The sequence below is a fragment of the Burkholderia sp. R-40 genome, assembly GCF_049942845.1.
Classification (GTDB): Bacteria; Pseudomonadota; Gammaproteobacteria; order Burkholderiales; family Burkholderiaceae; genus Burkholderia; species Burkholderia ambifaria.
In genome coordinates, this window is record NZ_CP187968.1 from 1,852,938 (window position 1) to 1,868,508 (window position 15,571).

General features: G+C 68.3%; 13 protein-coding genes. 3 read left to right on the forward strand and 10 right to left on the reverse strand.

All coding sequences use genetic code 11. The annotated features are described in order from the left end of the window. Position 1: 1 nt before the first annotated feature. The 3 genes from ACP26O_RS24740 to ACP26O_RS24750 are packed head-to-tail and all read right to left on the reverse strand — an operon-like array spanning position 2 to position 2,856. Positions 2-796, reverse strand: a complete 795-nt coding sequence (locus ACP26O_RS24740) for an ABC transporter permease (protein ID WP_012365422.1) — start codon at positions 794-796, stop codon at positions 2-4. Beyond that, positions 793-1,773 carry an ABC transporter permease gene (locus ACP26O_RS24745; protein ID WP_175666162.1) on the reverse strand — a complete coding sequence of 327 codons (981 nt, stop codon included), beginning with the start codon at positions 1,771-1,773 and terminating at the stop codon, positions 793-795. Before ACP26O_RS24745 ends, ACP26O_RS24740 begins: the two co-directional genes overlap by 4 nt. After that, positions 1,774-2,856 carry an ABC transporter ATP-binding protein gene (locus ACP26O_RS24750; protein WP_011660294.1) on the reverse strand — a complete coding sequence of 361 codons (1,083 nt, stop codon included), beginning with the start codon at positions 2,854-2,856 and terminating at the stop codon, positions 1,774-1,776. Positions 2,857-3,148: 292 nt separating this feature from the next. On the opposite strand from ACP26O_RS24750, the gene ACP26O_RS24755 reads away from it, so the two are divergent. Beyond that, complete coding sequence (locus tag ACP26O_RS24755) at positions 3,149-4,036, forward strand: IclR family transcriptional regulator (RefSeq protein ID WP_175666163.1); 888 nt, start codon at positions 3,149-3,151, stop codon at positions 4,034-4,036. A gap of 121 nt (positions 4,037-4,157) precedes the next feature. Here ACP26O_RS24755 and ACP26O_RS24760 read toward each other — a convergent pair whose 3' ends face one another. After that, entirely contained in the window at positions 4,158-5,720 is a 1,563-nt protein-coding gene (locus ACP26O_RS24760) for a methyl-accepting chemotaxis protein (RefSeq protein WP_175666164.1), read from the reverse strand. A 290-nt stretch (positions 5,721-6,010) separates the two neighbouring features. Continuing rightward, positions 6,011-7,489: an alkaline phosphatase family protein gene (locus ACP26O_RS24765; protein WP_175666165.1), complete on the reverse strand. Its 1,479-nt coding sequence runs from the start codon at positions 7,487-7,489 to the stop codon at positions 6,011-6,013. 594 nt (positions 7,490-8,083) lie between these two features. On the opposite strand from ACP26O_RS24765, the gene ACP26O_RS24770 reads away from it, so the two are divergent. Further along, on the forward strand, positions 8,084-8,467 hold the full coding sequence (locus tag ACP26O_RS24770; protein WP_105829956.1) for a hypothetical protein: 384 nt from the start codon (positions 8,084-8,086) through the stop codon (positions 8,465-8,467). 210 nt (positions 8,468-8,677) lie between these two features. Here the strand turns inward: ACP26O_RS24770 and ACP26O_RS24775 are convergent, their stop codons facing one another. Both ACP26O_RS24775 and ACP26O_RS24780 read right to left on the reverse strand, forming a co-directional pair. Continuing rightward, on the reverse strand, positions 8,678-9,907 hold the full coding sequence (locus ACP26O_RS24775; protein WP_175666166.1) for a cyanate transporter: 1,230 nt from the start codon (positions 9,905-9,907) through the stop codon (positions 8,678-8,680). 213 nt (positions 9,908-10,120) lie between these two features. Then, positions 10,121-10,978 (reverse strand): helix-turn-helix transcriptional regulator, encoded by an 858-nt coding sequence (locus ACP26O_RS24780; protein WP_175666167.1) that lies wholly within the window; start codon positions 10,976-10,978, stop codon positions 10,121-10,123. 95 nt (positions 10,979-11,073) lie between these two features. Here ACP26O_RS24780 and ACP26O_RS24785 point away from each other — a divergent pair, with 95 nt between their 5' ends. Further along, on the forward strand, positions 11,074-11,967 hold the full coding sequence (locus tag ACP26O_RS24785; protein WP_175666168.1) for an SDR family oxidoreductase: 894 nt from the start codon (positions 11,074-11,076) through the stop codon (positions 11,965-11,967). A 54-nt stretch (positions 11,968-12,021) separates the two neighbouring features. Here the strand turns inward: ACP26O_RS24785 and ACP26O_RS24790 are convergent, their stop codons facing one another. From ACP26O_RS24790 to ACP26O_RS24800, 3 genes are all read right to left on the reverse strand, one after another. Beyond that, positions 12,022-13,011, reverse strand: coding sequence for a zinc-dependent alcohol dehydrogenase family protein (locus ACP26O_RS24790; RefSeq protein WP_175666169.1), 990 nt, complete (start codon positions 13,009-13,011; stop codon positions 12,022-12,024). 132 nt (positions 13,012-13,143) lie between these two features. Next, positions 13,144-14,046 (reverse strand): LysR family transcriptional regulator, encoded by a 903-nt coding sequence (locus tag ACP26O_RS24795; protein WP_175666170.1) that lies wholly within the window; start codon positions 14,044-14,046, stop codon positions 13,144-13,146. A gap of 96 nt (positions 14,047-14,142) precedes the next feature. Further along, on the reverse strand, positions 14,143-15,519 hold the full coding sequence (locus tag ACP26O_RS24800) for an FAD-containing oxidoreductase (protein WP_105829962.1): 1,377 nt from the start codon (positions 15,517-15,519) through the stop codon (positions 14,143-14,145). Between the last annotated feature and the right edge of the window lie 52 nt (positions 15,520-15,571).

Genomic DNA, 15,571 nt, shown 5'->3' on the forward strand with positions numbered 1-15,571 from the left:
GTCAGTGTTGGCCGATCAGGATGCGGTTCAGGCCGTACACGCGATCGAGCAGCAGCATCGCGCCGGCGGTGATGAGGATGACGAGCGTCGATACCGACGCCATCATCGGATCGATCGATTCGGTCGCGTACATATACATGCGCACCGGCAGCGTGACCGTCTGCGGCGACGTGACGAAGATCGACATCGTCAGCTCGTCGAAGCTGTTGATGAACGCGAGCAGCCAGCCGCCGGTGATGCCGGGCACGATCATCGGCAGCGTGATGCGGCGGAACGTCGTCCACGGATCGGCGCCGAGCGAGCACGCGGCCTGCTCGATGCTGCGGTCGAGGCCCGCGACGGACGCGAGCACGAGCCGCATCACGAACGGCGTGATGACGATCATGTGCGCGAGCACCAGCCACGCGAACGAGCCGGTCGCGCCGATCAGCGCGAAGAAGCGCAGCAGCGCGATGCCGAGCACGAGACCGGGAATCACGAGCGGCGACAGCAGCAGCCCGTTCAGGAACGCGCGGCCCGGAAACGTCGCGCGGCCGATCGCGAGCCCGGCGGGCAATGCGATCGCGAGCGACAGCGTCGCCGACGCGAACGCGAGCTTCACGCTGTTGGCGAACGCGGTGACGAAGTCGGGATAGTCGAGGATCGCGCGGAACCAGCGCAGCGACAGCCCGTGCGTCGGCAGCGTCAGCGTTTCGTCGGGCGTGAACGCGACGAGCACGACGATCGCGAGCGGCGCGAGCACGAACAGGATCACGAGCGTATGGAACGCCAGGGCGAAGGGGCCGTTCTTGCTCATCGGGAAGCGCCTCCGAGGCTGCGCGCGTAGCGGCGTTCGAGCACGCGATAGTAGGTGAGCATCACGACGAGGTTCGCGACCAGCAGCAGCACCGCGATCGTCGCGCCGAGCGGCCAGTTCAGTGAGCCGAGGAATTCGTCGTAGACGGCGGCCGCCGCGACCTTCAGGCGACGTCCGCCGAGCAGGCCCGGAATCGCGAAGGCGCTCGCCGACAGCCCGAACACCATCAGGCTGCCCGACAGCACGCCCGGCATCAGCTGCGGCACCACGATGCGGCGCAACGTCGTGAACGGCGAGGCGCCGAGCGATAGCGCCGCGTGTTCGGTCTGCGGATCGAGCCGCTGCAGCGCGGTCCACACGGGAATCACCATGAACGGCAGCATCACGTGAACGAGCGCGATCACGATCGCGAACGTCGTGTATTCGAGCTTGTACGGCCCGAGGCCCGCGAGCCCGAGCGCCTGGTTCACGAGTCCGCTGGTGTTCAGCAGCATGCTCCAGCCGAACGCGCGCACGACGACCGACACGAGCAGCGGCGCGAGGATCACGAGCAGGAACAGCGAGCGCCACGGGTCGCGCATTTTCGACAGCACGTACGCTTCCGGCGTGCCGATCGCGACGCAGATCGCGGTGGTCAGCGCGGCGATGCCGAAGGTGCGCGCGAAGATCGTGTGGAAGTACGACGAGCCGAGCACCTCCGCGTAGTGGCCGAACTGGAACGCGGCGATCGGGCCGGTGGCCGGGTCGAAGCGATAGAACGTGAGCGCGAAGGTCATCGCGAGCGGCACGAGCACGAGCGCGGCGAACAGCGCGAACGCGGGCGCGCACATCAACCACAACGGTGCATGGGCGCGCCACGTGGCGCGCGGCACGCGGCCGCCGGCGGCGCGCGGCGTCACCGCATCGCCCGGGGCGGTAGGCGGTGCGAGGCCGGCCGTCGCGCCGTCGGCGGGTAGCGGGCGGGTAGGCTGTCCCATTCAGGCCTCCCGGCGCATCACGCGCACCGCGTCGCTATGCCAGTCGACGCCCACCGGCGCGCCTTCCGCGAGCGGCTCCGCGCCTTCGTTCTGGCAGCACACGAGCACTTCGCCGAGCGCGCTGTCGACGCGGTACAGCCACTGGCTGCCGAGGAAGAAGCGGCTCGTGACGGTCGCGGCGAAGCGGCCCGCGCCGGGCGCGCACAGGCGCAGCTTTTCCGGGCGGATGCAGACCGACACGGCGTCGCCGACACGGATGTCGCGCTCGCGCGCCGGCAGGTGCGCGGTGCGGCCCGTTTCCGCGAGATCGTGGCCGAGGTCGATGCGGATCGCGTCGCCGTCGTGCGCGACGATCGTGCCGGGCAGCAGGTTCGCCTTGCCGATGAACTGCGACACGAAATGGTTCTCGGGACGTTCGTACGCGCGGTACGGCGTGTCCGTCTGCGTGATGCGGCCGGCTTCCATCACGACCACGCGATCGCTGATCGACAGCGCTTCCGACTGGTCGTGCGTGACCATGATCGTCGTCGTACCGATCTTGCGCTGGATCGCGCGCAGTTCGAACTGCATGTCCTCGCGCAGCTTTGCGTCGAGATTCGACATCGGCTCGTCGAGCAGCAGCACCGGCGGCTCGATCACGATCGCGCGCGCGATCGCGACGCGTTGCCGCTGGCCGCCCGACAGTTCGCGCGGGAAGCGGTGCGCGAGCGCATCGAGTCGCACGAGCGCGAGCGCCGCGCGGATGCGCTCGGCGCGCTCCGCCTTGTCGACGCCGCGCATGTCGAGGCCGAAGCCGACGTTCTCCGCGACGCTCATGTGCGGAAACAGCGCATAGCTCTGGAACACGATGCCGAGCCCGCGGCGGTTCGGCTTCATGTGCGTGATGTCCTGCCCGTCGAGCGCGATGCGGCCGCGCGTGACGTCGACGAAGCCGGCGATCATCTGCAGCGTGGTGGTCTTGCCGCAGCCGGACGGCCCGAGCAGCGACACGAATTCGCCTTGTTCGACCGACAGGTTGACGTCGGCGACGGCGGTGAGCTCGCCGAACGATTTCGTCAGATCCGTAAGCGTGAGAAACGACATGGGGAGCTCCGGGTTCGCACACCGTGGCCGGTGCACCGATGACGCGGACTCTAGCCAGCCATATTTCGGAGCGTCAATTTCGAATTCTGCTCAACGGGAGGAATTTCGAAAAAATTCCGGTGAACGGAATGGAATGTCGAATCGAGCGGGAATCGTTCCGATGGATGAAGGGCGGCCGGCCCACGAAATGCGCGCGTCAATCCCGTGCACACCCGGATGCCCGCGCAATTCTGGCCGGACGACAATGGCGGCTACCGTATTCCGTTCAATGAAATCATCGAGGAGAGCCGGCATGCCAGAACCCCAGTCGCCCGGAACGTCGTCGGCCGCACGCGCGCCGCGCCCGGACGAGCACGCCGCCGATCCGGCCGGCGCGCCGGGCACCGGCATGCTGCAGCGTGCGTTCGCGATCCTGCGCGCACTGGCCGGCATGCAGCAGGACGGCGTGCGGGTCACGCATCTCGCGAAGGCCGTCGGGCTCACGCAGGGCACCGCGCACCGGATCCTGCAATCGCTGATTGCCGAAGGGATGGTCGAGCAGGACGAACAGTCGAAGCTGTACCGGCTGAGCGTCGACTTCTTTGCACTCGCCGCGCTGGCCGGCAATCCGAGCAGCATGCGCACGCTGTGCCGGCCCGTGCTGCTGCGGCTGTGCGCGAGCCTCGGCGAGACGATCTTCCTGCTCGTGAAGAGCGGCTTCGACGCGGTGTGTCTCGACCTGTGCGAAGGGCCGTTCCCGATCCGCTCGTTTACCGGCGACATCGGCGGGCGCATCGCGCTCGGCGTCGGGCAGGGCAGCCTCGCGATCCTCGCGTTCCTGCCGGAGGCCGAGCGCGAGGAAGTGATCCGCTTCAACGTGCCGCGCATCCGCGGCTACGGCGTGCTCGACGAGGTGTACCTGCGCACCGAGATCGAACGCGTGCGGCAACTCGGCTACGCGGGCCGCAACAGCGGCGTGCTGGACGGGATGGCCGGCGTCGCGGTGCCGATCCTCGACCGCACCGGGTATCCGGTCGGCGCACTGAGCGTCGGCACGCTGGCGTCGCGCCTCGGCGACGACCGGATGCCGATGGTCGTCGAACTGCTCAGGCGCCAGGCCGATGCGATCGGCCCGCGCACGAATCCGTTCGACGCCGCGTTGCGGCGGCCGATGCATGGGCTGGCCGGGAAAACGGTATAGATGCGTCGCGCGTCGCTGGTTCGTTAGCTTGCTGATGCGAGCTCTTTACGTCTGATCAAAGCGCGCATTGTCCAGCGCTTTGGTTTTACTCGCGACGGCACAATGCCAGCGGCCTGCCCAATCACGCCAGCGCCGCTTCACCCACACGAAACTGCGCGACGGCATCGCTGAGCCGCGTGCTCTGATCCTCGAGTGACAGCGCCGCGGCGGCGGCCTCCTCGACCAGCGCGGCGTTGCGCTGCATCGTCTGCTCCATCTGGATGACGGCGGCATTCACCTGCTCGATGCCGGACGTCTGCTCGTCGAAGGCGATGCTGGTCTCGCCCATGATCGCGTTGACGCGCTCGACCGCGGTGACGAGTTCGGACATCGCCGAACCGGCGAGCGCGACGAGGCCGCTGCCGTCCTCCACGCGCTGCGTCGAGTTGCCGATGAGCTCGCGGATTTCCTTCGCCGCTGATGCGCAGCGCTGCGCGAGCCCGCGCACCTCGGTCGCGACGACCGCGAAGCCGCGCCCCTGCTCGCCCGCGCGCGCCGCTTCGACTGCGGCGTTCAGCGCGAGGATGTTGGTCTGGAACGCGATGCTCTCGATCACGCCGACGATGCCGGAGATCCGCGCGGAGCTGTGCGAGATCGCGGACATCGTTTCGACGACGCGCTGCATCGCGTCACCGCCTCGCGCGGCGATGCCGGCCGCGCCTTGCGCGTAAGTGCGTGCATCGCGCGCGTTGTCCGCGTTCTGGCGCACGGTCGCGGTCAGCTGCTCCACGCTCGCCGCCGCCTGTTGCAGCGACACGGCCTGCTGCTCCGTGCGCGCGGACAGGTCGACGTTGCCGCTCGCGATCGTGCGCACATCGCCGACGATCGTCTCCGTGCTCGTGCGGACCTGCGTCACGGTTTCGACGAGGCCGTCCTGCATCCGCTTCAACGCGTTCAGCAGATACGCCATTTCGTTTTTGCCGGGAATGACGACCGTGCCGGTCAGGTCGCCTTTCGAGATCCTGTCGAAGTGGTCGACGGCGAGATGGATCGGCTCGATGATCGCCTTCGCGAGCACGCGCTGCGCGAGAAAGCCGACGATCAGCGCGAACAGCGCGACCGCCGCCATCGCCCACACAATGCGATGGAAGCGCGCGCCGGCCGCGTCGTAGCGTGCCTTCTGGCGCGCGACCTGGAACGATTCGAGCGCGTCGATCGCATCCTGGTACGCGGTGAACAGCGCCGGCTGCGCGGTGCGATGCGTGTCGAGGAAGTCGAATGCGTTGTCTTGGTCGAGTTGCGACATCGCCTTCAGGAACACCTGGTCGAGCAGCGTGCGACGACGCGTTTGCAGCGTGTCGAACAGCGTTTGCTCGTCGGCGTCGCGTGCATGCAGGCGCGTGTAGGCGTCGAGTTCGTCGTTGCTCTGCTTGAGCAGCGTGTGGAGTTGCGCGATTTCCGCCTTCGCGGGCTGGCCGGCGCTGATGATCTGCGCGACGTCGCTCACGCGTTCGCGCAGCACGAGCATGCGCTCCGAGCTGGTTTTCAGGTGCAGCAGCGACGCGGTGTCGTCGCGGTACATCGCTTCGAGCGAGCCGTTGCCGGCATACAGCGCGGCGATGCATGCGCCGACGACCAGGACGAGCAGCGCCGTATAGCCGGCGATGGTCGCGACGAGTCCGCCGCGGATGGTGAGTTTACGCATGACGTTCCCTTGCCGACGGCGCGAAGGGCGGCCAACGGCGGATGTGGATTCCGGAGCACGAACGACGACGGGCGCCGCGTCGCGATGCGGGGCGCCGGGATTGCGAACGAGTTAACGGCGGCGATGACCGGAAGTTTTTATCCGAACGCGACGCGAACCCGACGGAATGCGACAGAAAGGGGAGCCGGCATGCGTTGGCGCGGCGGGGCAGTGTACTGAATGTGAAGGTGGCAGGGCACGGGTGGGCAGCCGCATCGGTGGCGATTGCAGCTGCCGCACCCGCGTTGCCGTCAGCCACCGGTCTGGAATCCGAGCGCCGCGGCCTTCGCACGCAGGTCCGCGAACCGGTCGGCGGCGGGATTGGCCGCCAGTTGCGACGGATCGATGCCCGACACCGAGCTGGACGGCGAAGGCGCGGTGGCTCCGGGACACGTTCCGCCGAACGGCCCTTGCGCGACCGTGAACACCGGTGCATCCGTACGCGCTGCGCCGTTGAGATCGAGCGCGTACGCGAGATTGAAGGTCGCCGGATCGCTGCCGCGCACGCCGAGCGGCTTCAGGCCGAAGCGCCATTGCAGCAGCGCATGAATCGAGCTCGGGTCGAACGGATAGCGCGTGACCGTGCCGGCACGCACGCGCGGGCCGAGCAGCGCAAGCGGTACGCGAAAGCCGAGCTTGCCGTCGTTGCCGACCGCGTGCTCGTTGTTGCTGATCGGCCGGATCGGCGGCACCACGTGCTCGAGAAAGCCGCCCCAATCGTCGTAGACGATGATCATCAGCGTGCGGCTCCACGTCGGGCTCGTGCGCAGCGCGTCATACACCTGGTTCAGAAATGCCTGCCCGTTGCGGATGTCCGCGTGCGGGTGGTCGTCGGCGGACGTACCGGCCTGCTCGCCCGAGAAAACAGGATCGACCATGCAGAACGGCGGCAGCGTGCCCGCCGCCGCATTCGACAGGAACTCCGAGAACGGACGCGAGATGCCGAGATAGCGCGTGCCGTAAAGCGCGGTGAACGGCACGTCGTGGTAGTAGTAGTTGCAACCGACGTTGGCGTCGCTCAGGTTGTCCCAGATCGTGCGCAGCGACGAGTTGTCGACACTGTCGGTGAGGCGGTCGGTGGCACCGCTATGCAGATAGAGGCGATTCGGGATCGTGTCGGTCAGCACGCCGGTGAAGTAGAAGTCGCCGATGGTGTAATTGCTTGCCACCGCGTTGAAGAACGGCAGGTCTGCCGCCGCGTAGAAGCCGATCGGCAGCAGGTCGCCCCGGGTCAGGCTCGTGCCTGGTGTGAGGAGAAAGCCGTTCATCGCCCCCGAGGCCAGCTGCACGCGTCCGCCCTCGTAGCCGTGGTTCGGGTCGTGGTACGCGCACGCCTGATAGCCGTATGCGGGATCGGCCGACAGTGAAAACGGTGCGTGGGTGGCGCCGAACGCGTCCTTGTATTGGCGGTTCGCGGGCATGCCCTCGGCGCCGGGCACCCAGCCCAGGAAGTGATCGAACGAGCGATTTTCCATCGTGATCAGCACGATGTGATCGATGCCCGAACTCGCCGGGTCGGGCAACTTCGGCCGGGGCAGGCTGTAGCGATCGCCGGCATTCGGCGAAGGCGTGTCGCCGATCGACGGCGCGGGCGCGTTGCCGTCCGGTGAATTGATGTCTCCATCTCCGCCGCCTCCGCAACCCGGCAATGCGACACTGCCGGCCACTGCTGCAACACCGGCCAGAAAACGGCGGCGGTTGTAGCGGCGATATGCATTCGACTCGTCCATGACAACGTCTCCTTCATTATTGGATGCGGCGCTGGCCAGCCGATCACGCATCGCCGCCGCGAAGCGACGCGCACTCGCCGTGCGGAAAAATGCGAGCGGGCGGAAGGCGCAACCTTCATGCCTGCGGGGGCGTTCGATGCTGGCAGCCGCCGATGCTGTTGCGCGTTCGACGGTGGCTCGGCCCGCGGGCTGGCTCGCTTGCATGTGCGGGTCGCTACTGCGTGTTCGGCGCAGTGCACCATTCGTCGTTTCGTGCGCAACGAGGTCGTAGTCCGACGATTGAACGGCGCCAAAAGCGCAGGTCGTTGGTCAAAAGGAATCGACGATTGATGCATTGCGAGAAGCCGCGCCGTCAGCTGCGTGGTGCTATGTCGCGTGCAAACGCGCGGTTGACAGTCGCTGCCGGATTGCGGAGAGTTTCGACATCGTTGCGCGGGCGCAAGCACGGCGCGCGGGTTCCGTGCGTGTGCAACGAGCAAGACGATGGCGCGCACGCGACTGCCGCGCCGAACCGAAATCGCTGCACTGTCGATGCCGATGGTTGACCGTCGGCGGACATGCTAGGATTTCCGACAAACAACTTCGGAGACTGCCATGCCGTTCATCTGCGAGAACGTTGAATGCCGTGCCGTGCTGGCTCGAGGGCAAGTCAGGTCACGTGAGGAGGACGCGGGCTGGTGCTTCTACTGCCCGGACTGCAAGGCCAGGAACGAGTTGAAGAATGTTGGCGCGGCCGACGGCCCGGTCGAGCTGGTTCAGCCGGAGCGGTCCGGTCTTCCGCACAAGGTCGTCGCGACGGCCCGGCCACTCGAAGACGGCAGATACGCGGCGCAGTTGCGCGTTCAGCGCGCGCTCGCGGTGAAAGGCACATACGCAGCCGAAGAGCAGTGGGAGGAACTCGGCGTGTTCCCCGACCCGCAAGAGGCCGTCGCGCATGCGAGGTCCTTCGCAACGGGTCTGCTTGAACCCACGACGTAATCATCGATACCGTCAGTTGTGCTGCGGGTAGTGCCACCGCACTCGCTCGGTAATGAATACGTGTCCTCGGAGCACCGCACTGTCGTGCGGCTCTGAGCATCTTTACGGTTGCCTGAAACGAAGAAGGGGCGTCGTGCACGCGAGCACGACGCCCCTTTGCATTTCCCGCTCGCAATCCGTCAGTTATGGATATCGAACGAAGTCGGCGAGTCAGCGCGCGGCGCCTGTGATGCGCGCCATGCTGCGCCGGTAGCCGGCCGGCGAGAACGTGGCGTTCAACGCGGCCGTCGACGCGATCACGCCGATGTGCAGCCACCATGCGATTGCGAAGCCGCCGCCCGCGTCGCGCAGCCAGCCGATCAACCACGGGCTCGCGGCGACGATCAGGAAGCCGACGCCCTGCACGAACGCGGCGAGCGCGCCCGCGAGACGCGCGTCGGGCAGATGGTCGAGCGTGACGATCAGGCTCATCGAGAAGAAGCCGCCGAGCCCGAGGCCGACGCTCGTGACCCACAGCCACGGCGCGAATGCGGGCATCGTCGCGAAGCCGACGAAGCCGGCCGTCTGCAACGCGAGCGTGAGCCACAGCACGGCGCGGCGATCGTGCGAACGTTTCGCGAGCAGCGGCATCGCGAGCGCGCCGATTGCCTGGAACAGCGCCATCCACGCGAGCACGTTGCCGCTCGCCTGCGGGCTCATGCCGACGCTGCGATAGAACGCGGGCAACCACGCGACGAGGCTCGCATAGCCGCTGTTGCTGAGGCCGAAGAACAGCGCCAACTGCCACGCACGCGGAATCCGCGCGAACGCGGTGACGGGCGCCGATGCCGTCGCGGCGTGCATCGCGTCGCGCGGCGCCCTCGCGCGCCACAGCGCGAGCGTGACGAGCGCGGGCACGGCCCACACGGCGAGTGACAGACGCCAGCCGCCATGCGCGGCGAGCCATGGGCTCGCGATCGCGCCGAACGCACCGCCGCCGACCAGCGCGGCCGAATAGAGCCCCATCGCGAGCGGCAGCCGGTCGACGAACCAGCGCTTGGCGAGGCCGGGTGCGAGCGACTGGATCACCGCGACGCCCGCGCCCGCGACGATCGCCGTGACGACCAGCCCGGTGCTGCCGCCGGTCCACAGGCGTGCGGTGCAACCCGCGGCGATCAGCGCCAGCGCGACGCTCAGCGCGCGCTGCTCGCCGACGCGCCGCGCGAGCCCGACGCCGATGCCGGCGACGACGCCCATCAGCACGAACGGCAGCGTGGTCAGCAGCGCGGCCGCGCGGAAGCCGAGGCCGGTGTCGGCGCGCACGAGGTCGAGCACGGGGCCGAACGCGGTCAGGAACGGACGCAGGTTGAGGCCGGCCAGCACCAGCAGTGCGAGCGCGCTATAGGATACGGAAGCCGCGTGCGGACGCGGAACGGCTTGCGCGGTGGCGGGGTCGGTCATCGAGATGCTCCGGAAGGGGCCCGTGGCCCTGTGATGCGATGCCGAAAGGGTAAAGGCGCGCTTGCCCCGCGGAAAATTAAATATTCGACTGGATGTCAGTGCGGATCGTGATGGCACGGCGCGGCGTGACAGGGCCGAATGGACGAGCCGGCCGGGCGGCCGCCGTTGCAGCGGCGGGTTCGGTGCGATGCCGGGCGCACCTTCGACGCGCCGCTACGCAGCCGGTGCGTGCGGGTCGCGGGCCTGCTCACGCGCGGCGACGAGCGCACGGATCCGCGCACGATCGGCCGGCGTTGCGGGCGTGAAGACCACGAGGCTCAGATCAGGGCGACCGGTCACCGAGAACGCCGAGTATTCGAGTGCGATCCGGCCGGCCTGCGGATGACGAATCTCCTTCGTCCCTTCGTCGTGCGAATGGATGTCGTGGCTGCGCCACATTGCATCGAACTCCGCGCTCGCCGCGCGCATCTCGTCGACGAATGCCTGCACGGCCTGCGTCGCGCCGCCGCGCGCGATGTCGGCGCGAAACGCGCCCACCGCGAATCGCGCGACGCGTTCCCAGTTCGGCTGCGCGTCACGCACCGCGGCATCGATGAAGATCAGCCGCAGGATGTTGCGCGCGGGCGGCGGCAGCGTGGCGTAGTCGGTCAGCGTGGCGGCGGCCGCGTCGTTCCACGCGACGACGTCCCACGTCGCCGTGCGCACGATCGCGGGGCTGGCGTCGAGCGAATCGAGCACATGCTGCAGGCGCGGCGTCACGTCGCGGCTCGCGTGATAGCGCACTTCGGGCGGATGACCGAGGCCGATCAGGAACAGGTGCTCGCGTTCGGCGTCGTTCAGCAGCAGCGCGCGGGCGAGCCGGTCGACCACGTCGGCCGACGGTGCGCCGCCGCGCCCTTGTTCGAGCCACGTGTACCACGCGGCGCTCACGTGCGCGCGCTGTGCGACTTCCTCGCGGCGCAGGCCCGGTGTGCGGCGGCGCGCGACGGGCAGCCCGAGCGCGGCCGGATCGAGTTTCTCGCGGCGGTCCCGAAGGTACGCGCCGAGCAGGTTGTCGGGTGCGTCAGCCATAGCCTGTTAGTTCGTTTACCGGTAAACCGTCACGTCTTCACCGTGCGCGACGCTCGACAGATAGTAAGCCTCTCATTCATCCGGAGGTGCTGAACATGCGTGTCTTTGTTACGGGAGCGTCGGGTTTCGTCGGCTCCGCGGTCGTCGCCGAACTCGTGGCCGCCGGGCATTCCGTGCTCGGCCTCGCGCGTTCCGACGCGGCCGCTGCATCGGTCGCCGCCTTGGGCGCGGACGTGCATCGCGGGTCGCTGGAGGATATCGACAGCCTCACGCGCGGCGCGCAGGGCGTCGATGCGGTGATCCACACGGGATTCAATCACGACTTCTCGCGCTTCGCGGAAAACTGCGAACTCGACCGCCGCGCGATCGAAACGATCGGTGCGGCGCTCGCGGGCTCCACGCGGCCGCTGATCGTCACGTCGGGTCTCGCGCTCGTCGCGCCGGGCCGCGCGGCGACCGAGGACGATCCGCACGTGCCGGTATCGGCCAGCTATCCGCGAGCGTCCGAAGCCACCGCGGCCGCGCTGGCCGCGCGCGGCGTGTGCGCGTCGGTCGTGCGCCTGCCGCCGTCCGTGCACGGCGACGGCGATCACGGCTTCGTGCCGCGCCTGATCGCGTTCGCGCGGGAGAAGGGCGCATCGGCGTATCTCGGCGACGGCGGCAACCGCTGGCCCGGCGTGCACCGGCTCGACGCGGCACGCGTGTATCGGCTCGCGGTCGAACGCGGTGCGCCGGCCGCGCGCTATCACGCGGTCGCCGATACGGGCGTGCCGTTCCGTGAGATCGCGGAAGTGATCGGCCGCCGGCTGAACGTGCCGGTCGTGTCGAAATCGGCCGCGCAAGCGGACGAGCACTTCGGCTGGTTCGCGATGTTCGCGGGAATGGATGCGCCCGCAACGAGCGAGCGCACGCGCGCATGGCTCGACTGGGCGCCGACGCAGGTCGGGTTGCTGGCCGACATCGACCGGTCGCGGTATTTCGAAACCTGACGCGCGCATGCGGCGTGCCGTCGTTTTCGGTCGGCACGCCCGTCGCGCCCCTGCTCAGACGGTCACGACGATCTTCCCGACCTGCGTGCCGGCTTCCATGTACCGATGGGCTTGCGCGATATCGTCGAACGCGAACGTGCGGTCGATCGACGGCTTCAGCGCGCCGGCCGCGAGCCCGTCGACGATGAAGCGCTTCGCGCGTTCGAGCCGCTGCGCGTCGCCGGTGATCTCGAACAGCTCGTAGCCGCGCAGCGTCAGATGGCGCGCGAGCAGGTCCATCACCGGCACCGGGATGTCGCGCGTGTCGAGCGCGCCGTACTGGAAGAACGTGCCGTTCGTGCGTAGCGCGCGCAGCAGGTTCGCCGCGCCGGGCCCACCGACCGGATCGAACGCGATGCGCGCGCCGCGGCCGCCCGTCAGTTCCGCGACCTGCTGCGGCAGGTCCGCCGGGTTGCCGGCGATCACGTGCGCGGCGCCCGCGTCGAGCAGCGCCTGGCGCTTCGCCGCACTGCGCGTCAGCGCGATCGGCACCGCGCCGGCGCGGTTCGCGACCTGGATCGCCGCGAGCCCGACGCTGCTCGACGCGGCGCCGATCAGTACCGCATCGCCGCGCTCGAGCCCGCCGAGTTCGATCAGCGCGCCCCACGCCGTGACGAACATCATCCACGTCGCGGCGGCTTCCGCGAACGACAGGTTCTCCGGATGCCGGACGAGCGCATGCACGGGCACGTTGACCACGTCGCCGTACATTCCGTAATCGGCGAACGAGAATGACGGCACGACGCTCACCGCGTCGCCGACGGCGAACGCCGTCACGTCCGGCCCGACGGCGGCGACGACGCCCGACGCCTCGTAGCCGAGCGACGCGGGAAAGCGCGGCTCGATCGTGTATTCGCCGCTGCGGTACATGACTTCCGCGCGGTTGATGCCGATCGCCTTCACGTGCAACTGCACTTCGCCGGGGCCGGGCGCGGGGACGTCGACGGTATCGATCTGCAGCACGTCGGGGCCGCCGACACGATGGAAACGAATGACACGGGACATGACGCTCTCCTTCGATGAACGGGGTAGATGAAGGAGAACTGTAGGCGGGGGAGCGCGGCTGATAAACCTGCACTGGAATCACTGATTGTTATTCGTCGAATAACAATCGCCGCGCGCAAGCATGCGCATGCGCTACACCGGATACCGACGCGCGAACAATTCCGTGAGCCAGTCGATGAACACGCGCACCTTGTCGGGCAGGTGCACGCGGTTCGGGTACATCACCGAGACGGGTTTCGGCTCGGCCGGCACGCCGGGCAACAGCTCGATCAGCTGGCCCGAATCGATGCTCGGCTGCAGCGCGGGCCGCAACGCGTGCACGATGCCGAGGCCGGCGAGCCCGCACGACAGCAGCGCTTCCGAGTTGTTCGTGAGGAGACTGCTCGGCAGCTTCACGTTGACGAGTTCGCCGTTCGCGCGGAACGTCCATTCGAGTATCTTGCGATTGGCACCCGTGAAGAAATTGACCGCGCGATGCGCGCGCAGATCGTCCAGCGTGCGCGGCAGTCCGTGGCGGACGATGTAGGCGGGCGATGCGCACGTGACCATCGGCACCGCGCCTACGGTCCGCGCGATCATGCTCGAATCCTTCAGCGTGCCGACCCGCACAACGCAGTCGATACCTTCGCCGATCAGGTCGGCCGGCTGGTCGCTCGCGCCGAGCACGAGCTCGATCTGCGGATAGCGCTGCTGGAATTCGGGCAGCGCGGGAATCACGACCGTCTTCGCGAGCGCGACCGCAATATCCAGCCGCAGCCGGCCCTTCGGCACGACGCGCTGCTTGGGGAACGACGCGAACGCGTCGTCGATGCTGCCGAGCAACTGCACGCAGCGCGCATAGAACGCCTCGCCTTCGGCCGTCACGCTGACGCGCCGCGTGCTGCGGTTCAGCAGGCGGATGCCGAGTTCCTGTTCGAGCTGCTGCACGGCCTTCGTGACGGCCGGCCGATGCAGTTGCAGCGCATCGGCGGCCTGCGTGAAGTTGCCGCGTTCGACGATCTGTACGTAGATCTGCATCGTTTGCAGACGGTCCATGGCGCTTCCGGATGTCGTAGCGAACAGCCATCTTCGCACAGGGTTCCACGCCGGTTCGGCGTGGCTGCGAGGCGGGCGACGCACGCCCGTCGCCGTTCATTCGACCGGATGCAGGTCCTGCAGCAGCGTCGGCACGAGCTCCGACACGGTCGGATGAATGTGCATCGCGCGGCTGATCGTCGTGTACGGCGCGCCGGCGGCCATCACGTCGAGCAGCGCGTGCACGACCTCGTCGCCCGTCACGCCGAGGATCGACGCGCCGAGAATCGCATGGCTGTCCGCGTCGACGATCACCTTCATGAAACCCTGGCTCTCGCCTTTTTCGACCGCGCGGCCGACGCGCGTCATCGGCCGCGTGCCGACCAGCAGCCGACGGCCGGTCTGCTTCGCTTCCGCGAGCGTCATGCCGACGCGGCCGAGCGGCGGATCGACGTACATCGCGTACGCGGCGATGCGGTCGGACACCTTGCGCGGATCACTGTCGAGCAGGTTCGCCGCGACGATCTCGTAGTCGTTGTACGCGGTGTGCGTGAACGCGCCGCGTCCGTTGCAGTCGCCGAGCGCCCAGATGCCGGGCACGTTGGTGCGCAGCTGATCGTCGACCGTGATGTAGCCGCGCGAGTCGGTCGCGACGCCGGCCTGATCGAGCCCGAGGTCGCCGGTGTTCGGCACGCGGCCGACCGCGAGCAGCAGGTGCGAGCCCGCGACCTCGCGGCCGCCGCCCGCGCAGTCGAGGCCGACCACGATGCCGTCGCCGTCGCGCCGCGCATTCAGGCAGTTCGCGTCGAGCTGCACGTCGATGCCTTCGTTCTCGAGAATCTCGCGCACGGCCTGCGACACGTCCTCGTCCTCGCGATGGATCAGGCGCGAGCCCTTCTCGACGATCGTGACCTTCGAGCCGAAACGGCGGTACATCTGGCCGAATTCGAGCCCGACGTAGCTGCCGCCGATGATCACGAGATGCTCGGGCAGGAAGTCGACGTCCATCATCGTCGAGTTGGTCAGGTACGGCACCGAGTCGAGGCCCGGCATCTGCGGGATCTGCGCGCGCCCGCCGACGTTGATGAAGATGCGCTTGGCCTCGAGCAGTTCGTCGCCCACGCGCACTGCATCGGCGCGCTCGAAGCGGGCGTGGCCCTGAAACACGGTCGTGTTGTCGAGCCCGCGCACCCATTGCTCGACGCCGTGGTTCGAGCGGCCGGAGATCCGGTCCTTGCGCGCCTTCACGGCCTTCATGTCGACGCTGACGGGGCCGACCGACACGCCGTATTCTTCCGCGCGCCGCGCGAGTTGCGCGGCGTACGCGCTCGCGATCAGCGTCTTGGTCGGAATGCAGCCGGTGTTCACGCAGGTGCCGCCGAAGCGGCCGCGCTCGACGATCGCGACTTTCATGCCGGCGCCGGCAAGCCGCGCCGCGAGTGGCGGCCCGGCTTGCCCGGTGCCGATGACGATCGCGTCGAATTGTTGCGTCATGACGTCCTCCTGCGCGGGTTCAACGTGGGAAGGGCGGCGCGCAAGCCGCATG

What these genes read in the sequence shown, in the direction of transcription:
- ACP26O_RS24740 (WP_012365422.1), bottom strand. Translation starts at nt 796, where the DNA reads ATGAGCAAGAACGGCCCCTTCGCCCTGGCGTTCCATACGCTCGTGATC.
- ACP26O_RS24745 (WP_175666162.1), bottom strand. Translation starts at nt 1,773, where the DNA reads ATGGGACAGCCTACCCGCCCGCTACCCGCCGACGGCGCGACGGCCGGC.
- ACP26O_RS24750 (WP_011660294.1), bottom strand. Translation starts at nt 2,856, where the DNA reads ATGTCGTTTCTCACGCTTACGGATCTGACGAAATCGTTCGGCGAGCTC.
- ACP26O_RS24755 (WP_175666163.1), top strand. Translation starts at nt 3,149, where the DNA reads ATGCCAGAACCCCAGTCGCCCGGAACGTCGTCGGCCGCACGCGCGCCG.
- ACP26O_RS24760 (WP_175666164.1), bottom strand. Translation starts at nt 5,720, where the DNA reads ATGCGTAAACTCACCATCCGCGGCGGACTCGTCGCGACCATCGCCGGC.
- ACP26O_RS24765 (WP_175666165.1), bottom strand. Translation starts at nt 7,489, where the DNA reads ATGGACGAGTCGAATGCATATCGCCGCTACAACCGCCGCCGTTTTCTG.
- ACP26O_RS24770 (WP_105829956.1), top strand. Translation starts at nt 8,084, where the DNA reads ATGCCGTTCATCTGCGAGAACGTTGAATGCCGTGCCGTGCTGGCTCGA.
- ACP26O_RS24775 (WP_175666166.1), bottom strand. Translation starts at nt 9,907, where the DNA reads ATGACCGACCCCGCCACCGCGCAAGCCGTTCCGCGTCCGCACGCGGCT.
- ACP26O_RS24780 (WP_175666167.1), bottom strand. Translation starts at nt 10,978, where the DNA reads ATGGCTGACGCACCCGACAACCTGCTCGGCGCGTACCTTCGGGACCGC.
- ACP26O_RS24785 (WP_175666168.1), top strand. Translation starts at nt 11,074, where the DNA reads ATGCGTGTCTTTGTTACGGGAGCGTCGGGTTTCGTCGGCTCCGCGGTC.
- ACP26O_RS24790 (WP_175666169.1), bottom strand. Translation starts at nt 13,011, where the DNA reads ATGTCCCGTGTCATTCGTTTCCATCGTGTCGGCGGCCCCGACGTGCTG.
- ACP26O_RS24795 (WP_175666170.1), bottom strand. Translation starts at nt 14,046, where the DNA reads ATGGACCGTCTGCAAACGATGCAGATCTACGTACAGATCGTCGAACGC.
- ACP26O_RS24800 (WP_105829962.1), bottom strand. Translation starts at nt 15,519, where the DNA reads ATGACGCAACAATTCGACGCGATCGTCATCGGCACCGGGCAAGCCGGG.